Raw genomic sequence first — 18,404 nt, forward strand, 5'->3', positions numbered from 1 at the left:
GGCATTGAACTCGACATCCTGTTGCAAAAGCGACGCGATAAGACTGCAGCGAAGCGCTTCTTCAAACGGATACTGTCGCCAGTGCCGAGGTGCCGAAGAAAATCGTCACCGATCAACTGCGCAGCTATCCTGCGGCAAAAGCAGAAATACCAGCGCTCGCGAACGTCAAGCATGTCTTCGTCAAGGCTGCGGCGCGCGTGAACAATCGTGCCGAGAACAGCCATCAGCCCACGCGCGAACGCGAACGTCGGATGCGCGGTTTCCGACTGCACGACCGGACGCAAACCTTCCTGTCGAGCCCCGGTCCGATCCGGCAACATTTTGCCCTCAAGCGCCATTTGCTGCGCGCCTCGCTTTACCGAAAACAGCTCGCGACCCGGTTCGAATCGTGGCGTCTTTTTACCGGCCTCGCCCAAAACCCGCTCGGCGCTTTCTGAACATCACCTCATCTGGCCGCAATTGGGGCGACAGCGTTAACGTGACAACGCCCCCGAGATGAACCGGCGCGCGACGGAATGTGTATCGCTTACGGTGACAACCTGTGACGCGCTTTGTAGTCGAGCGCGTATGCGAGTTTGCCCGGCTTGTCGGCCGTCATCGGCTGGCTCAACTTGTTGAACTCCCCTTTGCTGTACTTTTTCTCGCCGTTGATCGCACCGGGGCGCCCGAGATCAGCACCCGTCTTGCCGTCGATGATCGGGTCCATTGCCGCGACCATTCGCACTGACGCATTCCACACTGCGTTCAGATAGCCGGTGTCGGCCGTAGCCGGATCAGGATCGGTTGTGCCGAGGCGCGTCCGGTCATAGTTTCCCAGCGAAAACGCACCCGGCTGCGCGCGCAGCCAGTCGGCCCAGTAGAACTCGAGATAGTCGATTGCCTGGGCGGGCTTGGTGTAGCCGATGTCACGCGTAAAAAAGATCAGCGCCCGGTACGGATCGTTTTGTAAGCCGCCCTTCAGTCCGAGTTGCGTCGGCAGTTGCGCGGCGCTGATCGGCTGGCCGTTGCCGTCCTTGAGCCGCGTGTAGCCACGGCTTTGCATCTGCTGCCAGAACGCGTCGCCCGAATAAGCGCTCAAATTGTCCTTGACGACGACATGGAGGTGCAGCGTCGGACCGCCGTCGAGGGTCTCATAGTATGTCGACAGCCCGTGATGGCCGTCGGTCACGTATAGTGTATTACCGTTCGGGCCGATCACGACGGGATTCAGCGCCGAGCGGTCGCGCGCGGTCACATCGGTCGTCGCGCAGGTGTAGCTTGCGCTCACACGCAACACGGATTGCGCGGTATAGCCATTCGAGGCGAGGCCACCCAGCCCTTCGTCTGCGCAGAAATCATCGAATTTTTTGTCGGGTTGCGCCTCGTAACGACCGAGTTTGTAATAAATCTGATCGTACCCGATCGCGCCCTGGGTCGGATGAAGATCGCCAAGCGTCACGTCAAGCAGATCGCCGACGTGCGCGGCCTGCCACTTGCCCGGTTGTGGTACGACAGAATCGATGTCGTCGCCACCACAGGCAGTGAGCGCGAATACCGCTGACAAGCTGGCGATGAGCATCAATCGGGTCGGTAGACGGAGCATCGTGAACACCATTGAGTACATGCAGGTTGGATTTGTCGACGGGCAAGCACAGCAAAAGCCCAAGGCGCTCGCCACAATACGCGTTGCGATAGCAGTGCTAAGCGACGTTAGCGGCGTGGAAGGTCCGCTAAAAAAGACGGCCGCCTGGGCAGCCGTGTTCAATCTCATTTTCCACTTGCATCCCTCTCTGGGAGGTCGAGATGCGCTTCGAGTCTATCGACCCGCTCCGCCTCCCATCAAGCTGTCAACTCAGACAGGGCCCTTCGCCCAACGAGGACATCGGGGCGGCCAGCCCCAGCCTCATGGCGATTCGCCAACGTGACAGTGCCCCTTTTTTATCACGTCTAACCCAGTTCTACGTTCTTCAGGTTCAATTGAGATTATTTCCCTCATCCCGGGAGAGCCGCCACATCCCTAGCCTCCCCAGCTTCGCCGCCAACTGCAATCGAGCCGAGCGCCAATCGGTCAGCGCCTGGATCCGCTGCCGCTTCGCATTGGCCAGCGACGACTGCGCGTTGAGCAACTCCAGAATCTGCCCGACGCCGGTCAGGTAACGATGCTCCGCCGCGTCGTACGAGCGCTGCGCGAGCGACAGCAGCGTTGCGCTGTTGTCGAGATTCTTCGTGGCGCTTTGCAACGTCTGATAGCTGGTCCAGACATCGAGTCCCACCTGTTGCCGGGCCTCATCCAATACATCCTGCTGCAGTTCCGTCTGCGCGTCGGCCTGCCGGACCTGATAGGTCCTTGCAAACCCCTCGAAGATCGGAATCGTCACCTGGAAACCGAGATACCACTCACGATGCGTCGCGGGAAATACGGGGTAACCTAGTTGCAGGCTGGTGGGTTGATTGTTGTAGTTGTATTGGGCGACGAGGTTGAAACGCGGCAGGCCTTCGGCTCGGGTCTGAGCCGCTTTGGCCCGCGCGGCGGCAACCTGCGCCTGGGCGGCCACGACGCCCGGATAGGTACGCTGTGCCTCGTCGATCAAGGCCGCCACCGACTCGCCGAACTCCGGCGTCGACGTGACGCCATCCCCGACATCCGGCAGCACCATTGCGGTCGTCGGCGTCAGGTTCATGTCCGATGCCAGCGTACCCAGCGCAGCCTGCCATTCTCCCTCCGCCTTGGTGCGGTTCACAGTCGCCTCGGCATAGGAAGTCTGCGCCTGAAGCTGGTCGCTGATCGCCGCCACACCCTTGTCGACCCGCCGGGTCGCCGCGTCAGCGCTCATCTGCGCGGTCCGCTCGATCTCGCGCGCCGCTGCCAGTGCTCCCTGCGCTGCCTGTGCCGAATAGAAATCCTTCGCGACCGACGCGAAGATCGTCTGGAGCACGGCCTGCTGGTTCGCCTGCGCGGCTGCCAGCAATTCGGTCGCGTTGCGCAACGCTGCCGAGCGCCCGCCGAAATCGTAGAGTACCCAGCTGAGCGAGACGCTGGCGTTCTGCAGGTGGGTCTGATAGTTCGAATCGTATTGCGGATAGCCCGTGACGTGATTCGTCGCGTTATCGCGCGTGCCTTGCCAGTCGCCGTTCAAAGTGGGCAGATACGCCGCCCGCCCCACGCCGACCGCCGCCGCCTGGATTTTCACGTTCGCCCACGCTTGCCGTGTTTTCGGATGATTGCAAAGCGCGCGCTCGACGGCATCCTGCAAACGCAGCGGCGTCGGCAGGTCATCGAACCTGCAGAGTTTCGCGGAAGCCGCCAGCATGTCGACCGCGGCGGTCGCCGGCACCACGTTGTTCGTCCGCAGCGGATCCAGCGCCCACGCATGCGTGGACACCAGACAGGCAAGCGCCAACAGGCGTCCTTTCCACCTCGTGCCGCCGTTCCATTCACACATTGGCTTAACGCTCACGCAAGCTCTCCTGCCCGGTCTGGATGACGGGATCCAGGAAGTAGTGCGCGACGCTACGTTTGCCAGTCTTGATTTCGGCGGTGACCGCCATCCCCGGCGTGAGATTGATCCAGGTATCGTTTGCGCGGATCCGGTTGGTCGACAGCCGGATCCGCGCAACGAAGGTCAGGCCACGCTTGTTGTCCTGCACGGCATCGTTCGACACGGTCTCGACCGTGCCCTTCAGATAGCCATAACGCGTGTACGGAAACGCCTCGATCTTGACGATCGCCGGCTGTCCGACCTTCACGAAGCCGATATCCTTGTTCTCGATATTGGCCGCGACCTCGAGCACGTCATCCGGCACGATCTCCATGACCGGATTGGCCGCCGTCGCGACTCCGCCGAGGGTATGAACCCGTAGCTGCTGAACGGTCCCCGCCACCGGCGCGGTCAGGCTGAGCAGTTTTTGCCGCGTGTCGGCCTTGGTTTCGTCGTTGCGGCTTTGCGCCAGCTGCTGCGTAGCCTTGTCGAGCAGGTCGAGCTGCTGGCGCCGGAAATCCGACGTGACCGAGGCGACTTCGGCGCGCTGCTGCGCAATGCCTGCGGTCAGCTCCCGCGCATGGCTGCGCTGGGCGGCCAGTTCGTGCTCCTGGCTCAATGCGGTTTGTTCCTTGTCGAGATACTCCGTCCGCGCGACATATTTGTCCGACGCCAGCGCACGATAGTCATCCGCTTGCTGACGGGCCAGCGGCGCGGTCGCGACCAGTTTGGCAATCTGCTGCTGTGTCGTGCCGAACTCGGCCTCGCGTTTCATCAGTTCCGCCTGGGCGCTGCTTAGCTTGTCGCGGTATTCGTTATAGAAACCCTCCGCGAAATGCTGGGCTTCCAGTTGCTGCTGCGCGCTGGCGCCCGCCACCGCACCAAGCGCTGGCGCCTGGACGTGACTTTGCGCCGACAGCAGACCGCGCCGGCGTCCCGAAGGCAACAGCGGAGTGCGGCTCATGATGTTGCCACCTTCTTCGCCGCGGGCCGGCCGGTTTTGCGCTGCCGGGCCCGGGCCTCGTTGCGCTCGCGCGCTTCCTTGAGCCGGTACGACTCGCCCTCGATCGAGACCACCTCGGCGCGATGCACCAGACGGTCGACCAGCGACACCACGCAGGCCGCGTTCGGGAACACGTCCGACCACTCCTTGAACGGCTTGTTGGTCGTCACGATTGATCCTCGATGCCGGTGCGCCCGGACCATCGATTTGCGAGCCTGCCTCGGTCATCTCGCGATCCAGCGGCCAGATGCTGCTGTTCGCGTCGCGGGCATCGCTTGCAGGCGCGCTGGCGCACTTCGATTTCTCGTGGTTCGTCCCGGCCGTTGTCAAGTACAGGAAGCTCCTGCTGGAAGTCCTGCTGGTCTCGGCCGTGTTGCAGTTGTTCGGCCTGGTCTCGCCGCTGATGTTCCAGGTTGTGATGGATAAGGTATTGGTCAACCGCGCATTCAACACGCTCAATGTCGTCTGCATCGCCTTGCTGGCAAGCGCGATTTTCGAGGTGGTGTTGTCGGGCGTGCGCAACTATGTGTTCGCACATACCGCGAGCCGTATCGATGTCGAGCTGGGCGCGAAGCTGTTCAGGCATCTGCTGACGCTGCCGCTTGCCTACTTTGGCGTGCGCCGTGTCGGAGACACGGTCGCACGAGTCAGGGAACTGGAAAACATCCGCAGCTTCCTGACGGGGCAGGCCGTCACGGCCGTGATCGATCTGTTCTTCTCGATCATCTTCCTCGCCGTCATGTGCCTGTACAGCGTGTGGCTGACGCTGGTCGTGGTGATTTCATTGCCGGTGTACGCTGCGATTTCCATGACGATCACGCCGATTTTGCGTACCCGATTGAACGAGAAATTCGCCCGGACCGCCGACAACCAGTCCTTTCTGGTGGAAACCGTGTCGGGTGTCGAAACCGTGAAATCGATGGCCGTCGAGCCGCAGTTCACGCGGCGCTGGGACAATCAGCTGGCCGGCTATGTGTCGGCGGGGTTTCGCGTCAGCGCGCTCGGTAACATCGGCCAGCAGTTGATTCAGCTCGTCGGCAAGCTCGTGACGCTGGTGACGCTCTACCTCGGCGCGCGTTTCGTGATCGAAGGCAAATTGTCGGTCGGCCAGCTTATTGCCTTCAACATGATGTCGCAACACGTTGCGGCGCCGGTGCTGCGACTCGCTCAGCTCTGGCAAGATTTCCAGCAGGTCGGTATTTCGATGGGGCGGCTGGGGGATATTCTCAACACGCGCACCGAACTGCCTCAAAGCCGCCAGGCCCTGCCCGCGGTGCGCGGCGACATCAGTTTCCAGAACATCCGGTTTCGCTATCGTCCCGACGGTCCGACGATCCTCGACAACATTTCGCTCGACATCTCCGCCGGCGAAATCGTCGGCATTGTCGGACGATCAGGCTCCGGCAAGAGTACCCTGACCAAGCTGGTGCAGCGCCTTTATTTGCCCGAACACGGACGCGTGCGAATCGACGGCATCGACCTCGCGCTCGCGGACCCCGCCTGGCTGCGCAGGCAGATCGGCGTGGTGCTCCAGGAGAATCTGCTATTCAATCGGTCGATTCGCGAAAACATCGCCGTCACGGATCCGGGCATCTCGCTCGATGTCGTGATGAACGCCGCGCAGCTCGCCGGCGCGCACGACTTCATTTCCGAGATGCCGGAAGGCTATGACACGATCGTCGGCGAGCAAGGCTCGAACCTGTCCGGCGGCCAGCGCCAACGACTCGCGATTGCCCGCGCGCTCGTCACCAATCCGCGCATCCTGATTTTCGACGAGGCCACCAGCGCGCTGGACTTCGAAACCGAACACATCATCCAGCGGAATATGCGAGCGATGTGTCACGACCGGACGGTCATCATCATCGCCCACCGCCTCAGTTCCGTGCGGCACGCCAATCACATCATCGCGATGGACAAGGGCCGCATCGTGGAGCGCGGCACGCACGACAGTCTGTTGGCACAACAGGGCTACTACGCGCATCTGGTGTCACTCCAGAACGCCTGATTCCTCCTCTTTTTCTTCCGGTTGCTGCCCATGAAATCGATCCTCCAGGGAGTCGGCGCGCTGCTGGGCCGCTACGCCGCGGTGTTCCGTGAATCGTGGCGGATTCGCCACGAGCTCGACATCCAGCCGCGCCTCGAGCACGAGCGCGCTTTCCTACCCGCCAGTCTCGAGCTGGTCGAAACGCCGGCCCACCCGCTGCCGCTCTGGACGATGCGCGTCTTCGTGGCGCTCAGCGCGCTGGTCGTATTGATCGCGCTTTTCGGGAAGCTCGATATTGTCGCCACTGCGCCGGGCAAGCTGATTCCCCGCGAGGAGGTCAAGACCATTCAGCCTGCGCTGACGGGTGTCGTCCGCCGCATCCTGGTCCGCGACGGCCAACGGGTGGAGGCCGGTCAACTGCTGATGGAGCTCGATACTACCCAAGCGGCAGCGGATTCCGACAAGGCGCGGTTGAGCCGAATCGATGCCGCGCTGACGGCGGAACGGTCGCGCGCGCTGCCGTTCGTCGTGCCCGACGACTGGACACCCGAGCAGGCGCTGGCCGTGTTCGAACTGCTCGATGACCTGCTGGCCACGATCACCGACTTCTACGGCGCTCAGCTTCACGAACAACTGCGCGAACTGCACGCGTCACGAGACGTCCGCACCAGAAAACACGATCCGCCGTTCTAAGCCACATCGAGCGCATCACATCAAAGGGGCCCTTGCGGCCCCTTCGTACTTGAGCAAAATACTCGACATTGTGCCGCCGCTTAAGCGCGGTTCTGGACCGCCATCAACACCGCCGCATCAGCAACAAACCGATTGATGCTCACAATGTGGAACGACGGAATTTTCGGCGGTTCCGGCGTAGAACCCCAGGAAGATCCGCACGCTCTCGAGACTGACTCCGTTGGCGAGCGCGTGCGATGCGAAGGTGTGGCGCAGCCAGTGCGGGCTGGCCGCGAGGAAAGCGCGCGTGCGGCGTGCCGGCGCGCTGGGCGGCGTCGGCCGCGGTCGCGAAGAGCCGTTTTACGGCGCGGTACAGTCGTTCCGGATGCACCGGGCCGGCGTCGCGTGCGCGCGCGGCCAGCTGCGCGTCGATGTCGACCTCGCCGGCGGTGGCCTGCGCCTCGGCACGCACGCGCTGGATGATCTGTTTGTCGAGCAGCGCGGGGATCAGCGGCGTGCCGGGCGGGCAGTCGACCGGGTCACGCGGCAGGCCGCGCGCGGCGAGGTAGTCGCCCAGGGCGTCGAGCACGGCGGGCACCAGCGGCACGAAGCGCTCTTTCGCGCCCTTGCCGACGACGCGCAACACCGTGATCACGCCCAGCTCCGCGCCGGCGTGGCGCTGGCTGAGGTCGCTGGTGCGCACGTTGCACAGCTCGGCGCGCCGCAGGCCCGTTCCGTAGGCAAAGCTCAGGACGAAGCGCTGGCGCGCGGCGGCCTGCGTGTCGGCCTGCTCGGCCAACACCCCCATCGCGAACGCCCAAGCCTCGGTAGACAGATTGCGTTCGACTTGCAAGCGCTGGGCGGCCGCGACCGGCCGCTCGACGCCGGCGGCATCGCGCGCGGAGAAACACCTTCACTTTCGCGAACGGGTTGTGATCGAGGTACTGCGCCTCGAGCAACGTGCGGAACAGGCTTTTCAGGCGCGCCAGCGCGACCTGCCGGCTCGCCGTGCAGCGGCCCGCGAAACGGCCGCCAATCGGGCGCGTCGCGCGGCACCGCGCGCGTCATGATCCACGCGGCCGGCGGATCCGGCAGGAAGCCGTTGAGGTAGTCGCGCGCATCGTCGATCGTCAGGCTCGACAGCGCTTTCTTGCGCTCGAAGATCGCCCATAAGCGCAATCGTTCGGCTTCGCTGCGGTACTGCTCGCGCAGCCGTTCCCCCTCGAAGTCGCCCAGCCAAAACGCGATCGCCTCCTCGTCGTTGCGCGCGCCGCTGTGGTTCTTGATCAGGTTGCGGTGCGCGCCGTCCAGCTCGGGCGGGGCAACGAAGAAGCCGCGCGGCGCGATCGTGGTGGCCGGCGCGCGCCGCACGCGCGGCGCCGGCAGCTGCTGGTCGCGCGGATGCGTGTGTGCCGCCGGCGTCAGGCGCAGGTCCGCGACGCTCTCGTAGTGCGCCAGCCAGGCGACGATGCGCCGCGCGCCGACTTCGCCGAGGCGCGGCACGGCGCGATACCAGCGGTAGCCGGCGGCGTTGATCGCGGTCACCAGCTGCCCGATCGTCACCAGGCCAACGTCGGCCAAGCGCAGCGCGATCGTCGTGTCGAACCAGCCCAGCACCGCGTGTTCGGGGCGGGGATCCTCGACCAGTAGGCGCGCGAGCGCATCGAGCGCGGCCATTTGCTTCGCGCGCAGGCGCGCCGCTGGCGGCGCAGCGCGGCGGCCGCCGCCTGGTGGGCGGCGAACAGCTCGAGCAGTTCCTTTTCGGTATAGAAGCCGTCAGGATCGTGGGCGGCTGCGAACTCGTCGAGCGACAGTGCGGGCGCGCGCGGCGCGTCGCCCGGCGGGTCGGCCGCCGCCGGCGCGGCACTGGCCAGCACGCCCGGGCGCAGCGCCAGCAGCCGCGCGGTGGCGAAGTCGTGGCGCTTGCGCGCCGCGCCGACGAAGGCCATCACGAGCCAGTCGCGCGTGGCGGCGGCCTTGTCTGCCCGGCGGCCGAATTCGAGGTACTGGTCGGCCAGGTCCACCAGGTCGAGGCCTTCCAGGTAGCCGCGGAAGAACGCGAGGTGCTGCAGGCCGATGCGCCGCGCTGCGGCGGCTCGACCGGCCGGACGTCCCCGGGGCGGGCGGCGCTGCGCCGACGGCCGGCCCCTCGCGGAACGGCACGTCTTCGATGTCTTCGATGTCGGCGGGCAGCGTCATGAGCAAATGGTGAGCGATACGGAAAGCGTCATGGGCGACACGGTGGGCGCGCGGCCGGCGAATCAGGGCCGTTCGCGCCGGACCGGCCGCTGTGCCGTGCCTGGCAAGGGGTTCCGGACCGAGCTTGAAAAATATACCCGGTTGGGTCAAAAAAGTGAAGGGGTGGATTATGAAACCAATCCACCCCTTCATTTGATGACACTTCCCGTTATCGCGACCGCGTGCCGGTCGGGCGGCCGTGGCCACCTGCCGCTCACGCGGCCGCAGGTGCGCCCAGGGATCTTCGTCGTTTTGGTGCAAAATCTGGCGGGCTCGTTCGCTCTGGCCACCGCCCAAAAGGCAACCCGGCCTCGGCCGGGTTGCCATCGACGCATGATGTGGCGGACGCGCCTACTTCACCGTCGCCAACGGCAAAAACAACGCCAACGGGTCGTGCGTGAGGGACTGGAAGCCGAAGTGTCCATAGAACGCCGCAGCGCTCTCGTCCTTGGCGTCAACGGTCAAAGCAACGGCCGGAATCTCTGAGCTGGCGGCCCGTCGAAGGGCATTGACCAGCAATGTGGCACCCAGGCCCTTCCCCCGATACCGACGGTCGACAGCCAGCCGCCCCATGCGAACCGCTGGGATCGCGGGATAGCGCGGCAGTTTGCGCGCCACCTCGCGGGGCAAATCGGCCAGCGCGATACTAGCGGCCGACAGCGTGTAGTAGCCGACGACGATGTCGCCATCGAGCATCACAAAGCACGCGGCCACTCGGCGCCGAACGTCTTGCATCGCCGTTTCACGCAAGTAGCGGTCCAGCGCCGGCGTGCCACATTCAAAACCGGTTCGATCATGGGCCGCGCCTAGCGCGGCCACCGTCAGTTGCGGACCGGTCATTCGTTACGCAGCAGTTGGTCGTGACGATCGAGGGCACGCTGCAAAGCGTCCGTAGGCTGGGCGGGCGACAGAATCGCTGCGGCAAAGCGCTCCGAATCCGCCACCGACAGGCGAATCACTTCCGCGTCGGAAATGGCACGTTGCGCGGCTTCGCGCGCGGCGGAGACAACGAAGTCCGACATCGTGCGCCCCTGGATCTCGGCGGCCCGACGGATCACGGATAGCACGTCGGTCTCGACGCGCGCTTCAAAGCGGGTAGTGGCCATAGGTTGTTACCTCCTTACCCCACTGTACGGAAAATTGCCGGGCACGTCAAGATGTACGGAAAATTGCCGGACGCGTTCAACATGCTCGCTCAGCGGGCGCCCACGCACGAAGCAGCCGCGGGCGCGACCATAAAAAAACCGGCCGGCGCCGGGTTGGGGGTGCGTGATCGCGACTGCGCAGACTGCCTTGGCACGCCGATAAGAGGACTTATCGGCATTGAAGGTGCGCTAAAAAAACGGCTGCGTGATCGGCAGCCGCGTTCAAGAATTTTCCGTTTACGTCCATGCCGGGGGGATGGTCAGGACGCAGCCTAACTCTATCGACCGCTCTGCCTTGCATCAAGCTGTCAATTCACGCAGGTCGCCCAGTCCCGTCCAATCGGGGCGAATGGGGTGCCCGCTTCTCTGCCCGGCACCGGGTGTTTGGTCGCCTCTGCACGTTGCACGACCCTGAGGTCGGTTGGCTGTTCCATTGATTTCCCGGAATCCCAATTGGCGACGGAGGCCGTCCGATCCTCTGATCTCGCGCGACTGCCGCCCGCCGCTGCGATGAATCACGTCAACGTCTCCCAAGGATTCACAATGGGAACCCCTGTTTCGACAAAATCGACCACATTCCGCGTCACCACGGTCATGCCGTGCACCAGCGCTGTCGCGGCGATAAGGGCATCTCGTTCGGACCGTCGATCGGGCACATGGAGCCGTGCGCACCGTTGGGCAACGGCGGCATCGACCGGCAACACGCGGCGCGCGAATTCGGGCAGGACGTGGCCGTCGAGCCACGCTCTGAGCAGCGCGCCTTGGGCCGGATCGCGGCGTTCGATCTGCAAGACCCCAGTCTCCAGCTCCATGATCGTGATGGCCGATACAAATTGCGCCGGCGCGTCGATGGTCTTACTCCACGCAGCCACATTCCTGTCCGCCCTGCCCGCCCGCACCTTGCGTAGCTCCGACACGACGTTAGTATCGAGAACGAACATCATGAGAAATCAGCTGGTTTGATCGTCACGTGGGCGCGCGGGGGCTCGAATTCGATGTCCTCGACACCGGGCATGGCCAAGGCATCGGCAATGTTGCGTCGTTGCTGCGTGAGCCGCTGGTAGTCGTCGAAACTCAACAGCACGTGGGCGGTCCGGCCGCGGTACGTGATGAACACGGGGCCGTCCTGGGCTGCCTTCTTCGCCTTGGTCACGTCCTGGTTGAGTTCGCGACTGGAGAGTGTGGTGATCGTCACGATGCACTCCTTCAATTGATCGAAGTAGGTATGTTACTACAATTTCAACTATCCCCCAATCGACTTGTCCGCAGATGGATGCGTTCATCGCGGTGATCTCCCTGTCGTGCCATGCCCCGGACGCTAGGTGGCGCTCCCCGTCCCCTGACCTTCTCGGCCTCATCCACACGGCGATCTTCACTCCTGATAAGCAGAGTTGAACTAAACCGCTGCCGCGGTATGGGTGGCAGGTCGACGTCCCCGTCATGGCCGGCACCACCGGTATTCCTTCCTGGTGCGACGATAACCGTGCAATTCAACGCACCGGGTTGTCCCGAAAGGAGTTCCACCATGACACCCCTACGTCAGCGGATGGTCGAGGATATGCGTATTCGGAATCTCGCGGCCAACACCCAGCGCGCTTACCTGCAACAGATCAGCGCTTTCGCGAAGCACTTCGGCCGTTCCCCTGAGATGCTGGGACCCGAGGAGATTCGGGCGTGGCAGTTGTATCTCATCGAAGAGCGGAAGCTCTCGCGCAGCAGCCTGGTCACCACGACCGCGGCGCTACGCTTTCTTTATACGGTCACGCTCAAGCGCGATATCACCGTCGACGACATCGTCATATCGAAGGGTGCGCGCACATTGCCCGTCATCCTGAGCCGCGAGGAGGTCACCGCTTTCCTCGAGTCGATCAGGAGCCTCAAACATCGTGCAATTCTGATGACAGCGTATGCGGGAGGCCTGCGTATTTCTGAAGTCACACGCCTGAAGCTCAGCGACATCGACAGCCAGCGGATGGTGCTTCGTGTCGAGCAGGGAAAGGGGCAGGCCGACCGCAGTACTGGCTTTTCCCGGGACGGTTTCCCGACCAGCCCATCGACCCTGCTACGACACGGCTGGTGTGCCGACAGGCCCGTCCCTCGCGCTATCTGAAGGTCGCCACCAGCACGGTCTGTGCGACCATCAGCCCCTTCGACCTGTTGCACGTGGCCGCGCCAGCATCGCCGGACCAGGGACCGGTCGACCGCTGAGCAAACCGGTGAGGCGTACACAGCTAGAAGTGGCGGACATCTTTCGCTGCTATGGTCAGGCATACCGGCAGGCACACGCCGGCTCGCTCAACCGTGCCCAGCGTTGGGTGATGAGCGCGATCGAGCAATGTCGCACCCAGGTGCTTGGTGGCCACCTCGAGCAGTGCGATACCTGCGGGCATCAACGCATCGCCTACAACTCGTGCCGAAACCGGCACTGTCCGAAGTGCCAGTCGCTCGCGCGAGCAGAATGGCTCGATGACCGTCGGGCCGATCTGCTGCCCGTACCGTATTTCCACGTGGTGTTTACTGTTCCTGAAGAGATTGCGGCAATCGCGTACCAGAACAAGGCCGTCGTCTACGACATTTTGTTCTACGCCACCGCAGACACGCTGCAGACTATTGCCGCCGATCCGAAACACCTCGGCGCTGACATCGGCTTCATTGCGATCCTGCATACCTGGGGCCAGAATCTGATGCACCATCCTCACGTGCATTGTGTCGTCCCCGGCGGCGGCCTTGCGCCGGATCATTCCCGCGCTGGGTCGCCTGCCGTCCGGGTTTCTTCCTGCCGGTGCGCGTACTTTCGCGGCTGTTCCGGCGTCTGTTCCTCGACCGGTTGCAGCGGGCGTTTGACCTTGGCCGCCTGCAGTTCTTCACGAGCCTGGCACCGCTGGTTGACCCCAGTGCGTTCGCCCGGTATCTGCACGCCCCGCGACACGCAGAGTGGGTGGTGTATGCGAAGGAACCGTTCGGCGGCCCGCAACAGGTGTTCGAATATCTCGGCCGCTACACGCATCGCGTTGCGATCTCAAACAACCGCCTGCTCAGCATGACGGACGGTCACGTCACGTTTCGCTGGAAAGACTACCGCCGTGAGGCTGCCCAGCGCGTGATGCAGCTTGATGCGCACGAGTTCATCCGCCGCTTCCTGCTTCACGTGCTACCGCGCGGGCTGCAGCGCATCCGGCACTATGGCCTGCTGGGAAATCGCTGGCGCGTGACACGGCTCGCGGAGTGCCGGCGACTGCTCGGTGCTTCCGCGCAATCGGAGGCCCCCGCCGAATGTGCAAGAGATTACCGAGACCACTATGCCAGCCTCACGGGCCAGTCCCTACGTGACTGTCCGGCCTGCGCCCGCGGGCACATGGTATGCATTGAACTAATTCCACCTCATGCCCGGCAACGGGCGCCACCAGGGGGCGCGGCGTGATAACGCCTGCTCATGCATGCCCAGTGACACCGGACGGTCAATTACCGGCACGGCTCGGGCACAGTTGTGGCTGCGCCTGGTTCATTGCTGCCCCGCGCCTGCGTAACGTTGCCTGTCACATCTACGTCAACCGGCCGCTCATCTCACGCGCGAGTACGGGCGTTGCTCAGCACGCCGACGATCCCGGCCTCAGCAACACCACAGCCATCACCCTGATTCAATGCCCATAGCGGCCGGCGCTCGCGGAGCGGTTTAGCTCAACGAATTTTTAGCGAAGCGGAGGCGCATCTATGCCGTGCCTGCGACCATTCTTCTTTGCCGCCTCCGCTTCGCTAAAAATCCTCTGGGTTATCGCGCGACCCACCCGGCTGTGGCCTTCATGCGACATATATTGATATTGAGCGGCCGTTCACTATTTCTGCCAACGCGTCCCAAGGGTTCGTTGATTGTGCTAATGCCAGTGGATCAGGCTGACATGTGAATCGGCATGCTCAAAATTACCGAAAGCGCAGTCTGCGACCGCCAGACGACCGTCGCGGCTATACTCCTTCTGCTTGGGAATCAGCCACTTTCGTAGGCACGGAACATAGAGCGGCTACTACACTGCGTGAGTGAACATCGACAACGCCTCTCCGAAAACATCCTGATACAGACGCCATTAGCAGAATTAGCGTACCTCAACAGCAGGTGCGCCGCCTGGGTGTCGTGGGCGCGCCGCGCGGCGATTGCCAGCGCGTCACGGATCGTCGCGATCAGCTGCCGGGTGGNGACAACGCCTCTCCGAAAACATCCTGATACAGACGCCATTAGCAGAATTAGCGTACCTCAACAGCAGGTGCGCCGCCTGGGTGTCGTGGGCGCGCCGCGCGGCGATTGCCAGCGCGTCACGGATCGTCGCGATCAGCTGCCGGGTGGTGACCAGGCCGGCGCCGGCCGCCCCATAGGGGTCCGGTGCAGGATCGCGTCATCGACGCCTTCTAGATACGCCCGATAGAGCGCGAAATGGGTGGGGGTGAGTCGTAACCTCATGGTGTTCCGCCAACGGGCGCCGGAATCGGCGAATCGCCACCCGACTCGGACAAGGCATTGAGACGATCCCAGGCATCGGCGAAGCGATGCAAGGGAACCGCAGCCAGTTGGGCGTCGTGGACCACCAGCAACTGCTCGAGCACGACGCGTTCGTCATCGGCCAGGCGCCAGTCGCCGCTGATCGCGCGCGCCATATACGCCCGAAGAACCGCGTCGGCGCGTGGGTAGAGCGTCCGGTCCGTCTCCCCCGTGACGTCGCGCAAATAGAACGCCAAGTACAGCGCGTTCAGGAGCGTCCCGATCTGCGCAACGTCACCGTGACCATCACGCACGGCGGCCAGGGCCACGTGGTGTTTGAGCTGCAAGCGTTGAACCTGCGCGGTCGGCAGCGGCAGTAGCAAGATTTTCGAACGCGGTTTGCGACCGCGCGCGCGCTGGGGTGGCATAGCAGTCTCCGTGCGCAGGGGCAACGAGCGGGACGTTACCCCGGGATTCATTGATGTCGGCCCAGGCGGACGCCCAGGCGCCGTCCTCGCGAATCCGGAGCTAGGCCGCCCACGGATCATTCAGGTCGACCCCGCAGTCGACAAAATCCTTCACGTTGCGGGTGGCGACCGTCGCGCCGCGCGAACGCGCGATCGCAGCGATCATCGCATCGATCTGGCTGATCGCCCGCCCCGCCCGCTTGCGCGCGGTGGCAATGTCCGCATAGTCGGCAGCGGCATCCCAGTCGAACGCCAGCACGCGCCCGGCAAAGTCGAGCTCGAAGATCGCCGTGAGCGCGACGGCCAAGCCCACGCGCCGTGTCCCGGCCGACAGCAGCTGCACGCCGTACAGCATTTCGGCGCGCGACAGCGTGGTCGTGAACAGCGCCGCGCGAGGTTGGCGGCCGAACCAGGCCAGCACGGCCGGATCCGGGACCGGCCGCAGCAGCTCGGAGAGGACGTTGGTATCGAGGACGATCATGCGCCGTCGAACCCCGGTTCGCGGATCGGCTCGCGTGAGGGCAGCGCAAGGTCAACGCCGCCCAAGGGCGCCACGCGCCGGCGGATCGCATCGACCAGGGTGTCGCCCTGCAACGGTTCAACAGCGAGTGCGCTGCGCAGGATGTCGCGGGCTTCTTCCTCCATCGAGCGATTGTGGCGCGCGGCCTGCACGCGCAGTCGAGTTTTCAGGGGTTCGTCGAGATTACGAATGGTCATGGCGGCCATGGGTCCTCCTGGATCATCGTGAAGGGTTCAAGGAACCGGCAACGTCGGCACCGGGCGGCGCTGATCACGGCCCTGCCCGTATCGGGACTCCGCTGGTTGCAGCGAATTCATTATAATCAATGCCGCCATTGCAATCAACGATGCATCCAAAATAAATAGGGTCATATATATGTTCATCGCGACACACATACGGAGTCCCTCGCTTGACGGGGTTGACAAGGAAATCAATCCCGTCGCGTTGAAAACGACGAGGAAAATCGCTATTCCAGATAAGCAGAGAGTTGAACCAAACCGCTGACGCGGTATGGGTGGTAGGTCGGCGCCTCCGTCATGGCCGTCACTACTGCTTCAACATTGGCCCGCCGAAAAAAACGGCCGCCCAACCACGGCGGCCGCCTTCCAACACTTGTTACATGACGTCCATTCCGGGGAGGTCAAGACGCGTTTTGAGTATAGGCGTCAGGCCGAGCTCGCGCCAGGTAGAACGGTCCGGTCTGGCTCGCTCACGTGTCCCGCACGCTGACCCCGCCCCCTCGGCCTCATCCTCACGTTGCTGCCTAATCAGCTAGACTTTAAGGCACCCCTGCAGCTGCTCGGCGCTCGTCCTCACGCGATGATCGCGATGATCGCGTTAGCGCTCCTGCACCAGCTGGCTCGATCGAGTGTCTTCTGATGGTCTGCAGCCGCCGGTGGCGATCTCCGGCATCTGTCGCGCCCCCTGACCGGCAAACCGCGCTCAAGGAGGTACTTTCAACGTCAGGAAGCAAGCCCTTGCGCCCCTCTCATTTTGACAGCATACTGTCAAATATGGCGAACAAAGTGACGAGTTATAACGCTCACGCCGTCGATCGACTGATCGGCGAGATTTTCCGCCTCTATGGTGCTGTCGTTGCAGCGGGCGACGTCATCACCAGACCGTTCGGTCTTTCGAGCGCGCGGTGGCAGGTTATGGGTGCGATCGAGGCAACCAGCGGCGCCACGGTATCGGCTCTGGCGCGGCAGGTGGGCGTCACTCGCCAGTCGGTTCAGCGCATCGTGACGGAGATGGCCATCGAAGGGTATTTCGAACTTGTCGACAACCCCAGCGATCGGCGCGCCAGGATCGTCACCATGACTGGGAAAGGATGGCACGTCTATGACGCCGTCACGGCTGCATGGAAGGCGACGGCAGAGCAGATGGACCAGCGCTTCGGCCCCGACGCACTAGTCAGGATTACGAACCAGTTGATCGAGTTGCACGACGATTTTCGGAATATCGCCGAAGGCGGCAATACAGACAATGGGAGCATCAAATGAGTCGTGAACAGCGTGAACGTATCAAGGCAGAGCTTGGTCGACCCAAGGTGGCGGCGTCATCTGATCGATCCATCGAGCAGATCCGGGCCGGTTTCGCCGCGTTTATGGCCACGATGCGGGTGCCGAAAGGTACGCATAGCTGTTCAACGACCCTGGGCACCCGCCCCGCACTGCTGGTCGAAGCCGAACAGGGCGCGCGGCCGGGCACGATCCTCTATTTCCATGGTGGCTCCTGCCTGATGGGATCGCCCGAGACCGGGATGCCGCTGACGGCAAGTCTGGTCGTGAGGACCGGCATGCGATCCTTCTCGCTTGACTACCGGTTGGCGCCCGAACACCCTTTCCCAGCTGCCATCGAGGATTGCGTGGCGGCCTATCGGGCACTTCTCGACCAGGGCGTTGCGCCGACGTCGATAGCCTTCGCCGGAGACTCTGCTGGCGGAGGGCTGTGCGTCACATCCTGTCTCAAGGCCCGGAGCGAGGGTCTACCGCTACCCGGAGCAATCGTGACGTTTTCGGCGGGGCTTGACTTTACCCGTACCGGGGAAAGTGCAGACGCCAAGAACGGGATTGATCCCTTCTTTACCTGCGAAAGCTTCCGTGCATCCGGCGACATGTACCTCGGCGGTGCGGACCCCCGTCAGGAATTGCTTTCTCCGGCCGTTTTTGCGGACCTTACGGGTTTCCCGCCTGTCCTCCTGCAGGTCGGCACCAACGAGTTGCTGCTTGATGACTCAACGCGTCTCGCGGCGCGGGCGCGTGACGCCGAGGTCGATGTCATCCTTGATGTCACCGCGAACGTGCCGCATGTTTTTCAGGGCTATAACGGCGTACTGGAGGAAGCCGACCAGGCGCTCGACCGTGCTGCGTTGTTTCTCACGCAACACGTCGGCCGTAAAGCAGAAATAGCGGCAGCCATATGAGCCCTGGCGCTTTCGGATTCAAGC

Annotated in this window: 17 protein-coding genes and 4 pseudogenes; 7 read left to right on the plus strand and 14 right to left on the minus strand. The window is 63.4% G+C overall.

The features are described 5' to 3' along the window. Positions 1-437: pseudogene (locus tag RZR99_RS29635) on the plus strand (DDE-type integrase/transposase/recombinase); the annotation flags it as partial. Between the two features lie 89 nt (positions 438-526). Here the strand turns inward: RZR99_RS29635 and RZR99_RS29640 are convergent. The 4 genes and pseudogenes from RZR99_RS29640 to RZR99_RS29655 all read right to left on the minus strand — a co-directional run. Continuing rightward, complete coding sequence (locus tag RZR99_RS29640) at positions 527-1,591, minus strand: ParB/Srx family N-terminal domain-containing protein (protein ID WP_323123356.1); 1,065 nt, start codon at positions 1,589-1,591, stop codon at positions 527-529. Positions 1,592-1,952: 361 nt separating this feature from the next. Continuing rightward, positions 1,953-3,317 (minus strand): TolC family protein, encoded by a 1,365-nt coding sequence (locus RZR99_RS29645; RefSeq protein ID WP_323123331.1) that lies wholly within the window; start codon positions 3,315-3,317, stop codon positions 1,953-1,955. A gap of 109 nt (positions 3,318-3,426) precedes the next feature. Then, positions 3,427-4,422: an HlyD family type I secretion periplasmic adaptor subunit gene (locus tag RZR99_RS29650; RefSeq protein ID WP_323123332.1), complete on the minus strand. Its 996-nt coding sequence runs from the start codon at positions 4,420-4,422 to the stop codon at positions 3,427-3,429. Then, a pseudogene (locus tag RZR99_RS29655) lies at positions 4,419-4,643 on the minus strand (ATP-binding protein); the annotation flags it as partial. The pseudogene RZR99_RS29655 and the gene RZR99_RS29650, both read right to left, overlap by 4 nt. A gap of 50 nt (positions 4,644-4,693) precedes the next feature. Here RZR99_RS29655 and RZR99_RS29660 point away from each other — a divergent pair. Beyond that, positions 4,694-6,466, plus strand: a pseudogene (locus tag RZR99_RS29660) (type I secretion system permease/ATPase); the annotation flags it as partial. A gap of 30 nt (positions 6,467-6,496) precedes the next feature. Next, positions 6,497-7,138 (plus strand): biotin/lipoyl-binding protein, encoded by a 642-nt coding sequence (locus tag RZR99_RS29665; protein ID WP_323123333.1) that lies wholly within the window; start codon positions 6,497-6,499, stop codon positions 7,136-7,138. Between the two features lie 139 nt (positions 7,139-7,277). Here RZR99_RS29665 and RZR99_RS29670 read toward each other — a convergent pair whose 3' ends face one another. The 7 genes from RZR99_RS29670 to RZR99_RS29700 form a co-directional block, all read right to left on the minus strand. Then, positions 7,278-7,916, minus strand: a complete 639-nt coding sequence (locus RZR99_RS29670; protein ID WP_323123334.1) for a tyrosine-type recombinase/integrase — start codon at positions 7,914-7,916, stop codon at positions 7,278-7,280. Continuing rightward, positions 7,865-8,794: a phage integrase family protein gene (locus RZR99_RS29675; RefSeq protein WP_323123335.1), complete on the minus strand. Its 930-nt coding sequence runs from the start codon at positions 8,792-8,794 to the stop codon at positions 7,865-7,867. The genes RZR99_RS29670 and RZR99_RS29675 overlap by 52 nt, the downstream gene beginning before the upstream one ends. After that, the gene (locus RZR99_RS29680) at positions 8,677-9,141 is read right to left on the minus strand and encodes a hypothetical protein (protein ID WP_323123336.1); all 465 of its coding nucleotides are present in this window, start codon (positions 9,139-9,141) and stop codon (positions 8,677-8,679) included. The genes RZR99_RS29675 and RZR99_RS29680 overlap by 118 nt, the downstream gene beginning before the upstream one ends. A gap of 565 nt (positions 9,142-9,706) precedes the next feature. Then, the gene (locus RZR99_RS29685; RefSeq protein WP_323123337.1) at positions 9,707-10,195 is read right to left on the minus strand and encodes a GNAT family N-acetyltransferase; all 489 of its coding nucleotides are present in this window, start codon (positions 10,193-10,195) and stop codon (positions 9,707-9,709) included. Then, positions 10,192-10,461 (minus strand): type II toxin-antitoxin system TacA family antitoxin, encoded by a 270-nt coding sequence (locus RZR99_RS29690; protein ID WP_323123338.1) that lies wholly within the window; start codon positions 10,459-10,461, stop codon positions 10,192-10,194. The genes RZR99_RS29685 and RZR99_RS29690 overlap by 4 nt, the downstream gene beginning before the upstream one ends. 554 nt (positions 10,462-11,015) lie before the next feature. Continuing rightward, positions 11,016-11,444: a type II toxin-antitoxin system VapC family toxin gene (locus tag RZR99_RS29695; protein WP_323123339.1), complete on the minus strand. Its 429-nt coding sequence runs from the start codon at positions 11,442-11,444 to the stop codon at positions 11,016-11,018. Continuing rightward, positions 11,441-11,695 (minus strand): type II toxin-antitoxin system prevent-host-death family antitoxin, encoded by a 255-nt coding sequence (locus RZR99_RS29700; RefSeq protein ID WP_323123340.1) that lies wholly within the window; start codon positions 11,693-11,695, stop codon positions 11,441-11,443. Before RZR99_RS29700 ends, RZR99_RS29695 begins: the two co-directional genes overlap by 4 nt. Positions 11,696-12,025: 330 nt before the next feature. Between RZR99_RS29700 and RZR99_RS29705 the strand changes: the two genes are divergently transcribed. Further along, positions 12,026-12,610: a tyrosine-type recombinase/integrase gene (locus RZR99_RS29705; RefSeq protein ID WP_323123341.1), complete on the plus strand. Its 585-nt coding sequence runs from the start codon at positions 12,026-12,028 to the stop codon at positions 12,608-12,610. A 106-nt stretch (positions 12,611-12,716) separates the two neighbouring features. Continuing rightward, positions 12,717-13,921, plus strand: a pseudogene (locus tag RZR99_RS29710) (IS91 family transposase). A gap of 1,025 nt (positions 13,922-14,946) precedes the next feature. Here RZR99_RS29710 and RZR99_RS29715 read toward each other — a convergent pair. The 3 genes from RZR99_RS29715 to RZR99_RS29725 all read right to left on the minus strand — a co-directional run bounded on the left by RZR99_RS29715 (position 14,947) and on the right by RZR99_RS29725 (position 16,161). Beyond that, a complete protein-coding gene (locus RZR99_RS29715) occupies positions 14,947-15,396 on the minus strand; it encodes a hypothetical protein (RefSeq protein ID WP_323123342.1) in 450 nt (149 codons plus the stop codon). Between the two features lie 100 nt (positions 15,397-15,496). Further along, positions 15,497-15,916, minus strand: coding sequence for a type II toxin-antitoxin system VapC family toxin (locus tag RZR99_RS29720; protein WP_323123343.1), 420 nt, complete (start codon positions 15,914-15,916; stop codon positions 15,497-15,499). Continuing rightward, on the minus strand, positions 15,913-16,161 hold the full coding sequence (locus RZR99_RS29725) for a FitA-like ribbon-helix-helix domain-containing protein (protein ID WP_323123344.1): 249 nt from the start codon (positions 16,159-16,161) through the stop codon (positions 15,913-15,915). The genes RZR99_RS29720 and RZR99_RS29725 overlap by 4 nt, the downstream gene beginning before the upstream one ends. Positions 16,162-16,968: 807 nt before the next feature. Here RZR99_RS29725 and RZR99_RS29730 point away from each other — a divergent pair. Beyond that, positions 16,969-17,457: a MarR family winged helix-turn-helix transcriptional regulator gene (locus tag RZR99_RS29730; protein WP_323123345.1), complete on the plus strand. Its 489-nt coding sequence runs from the start codon at positions 16,969-16,971 to the stop codon at positions 17,455-17,457. Further along, positions 17,454-18,380, plus strand: a complete 927-nt coding sequence (locus RZR99_RS29735; protein ID WP_323123346.1) for an alpha/beta hydrolase — start codon at positions 17,454-17,456, stop codon at positions 18,378-18,380. The genes RZR99_RS29730 and RZR99_RS29735 overlap by 4 nt, the downstream gene beginning before the upstream one ends. The last annotated feature ends 24 nt before the right edge of the window (positions 18,381-18,404 follow it).

The organism is Burkholderia alba, from assembly GCF_034721475.1.
Lineage (GTDB): Bacteria > Pseudomonadota > Gammaproteobacteria > Burkholderiales > Burkholderiaceae > Burkholderia > Burkholderia alba.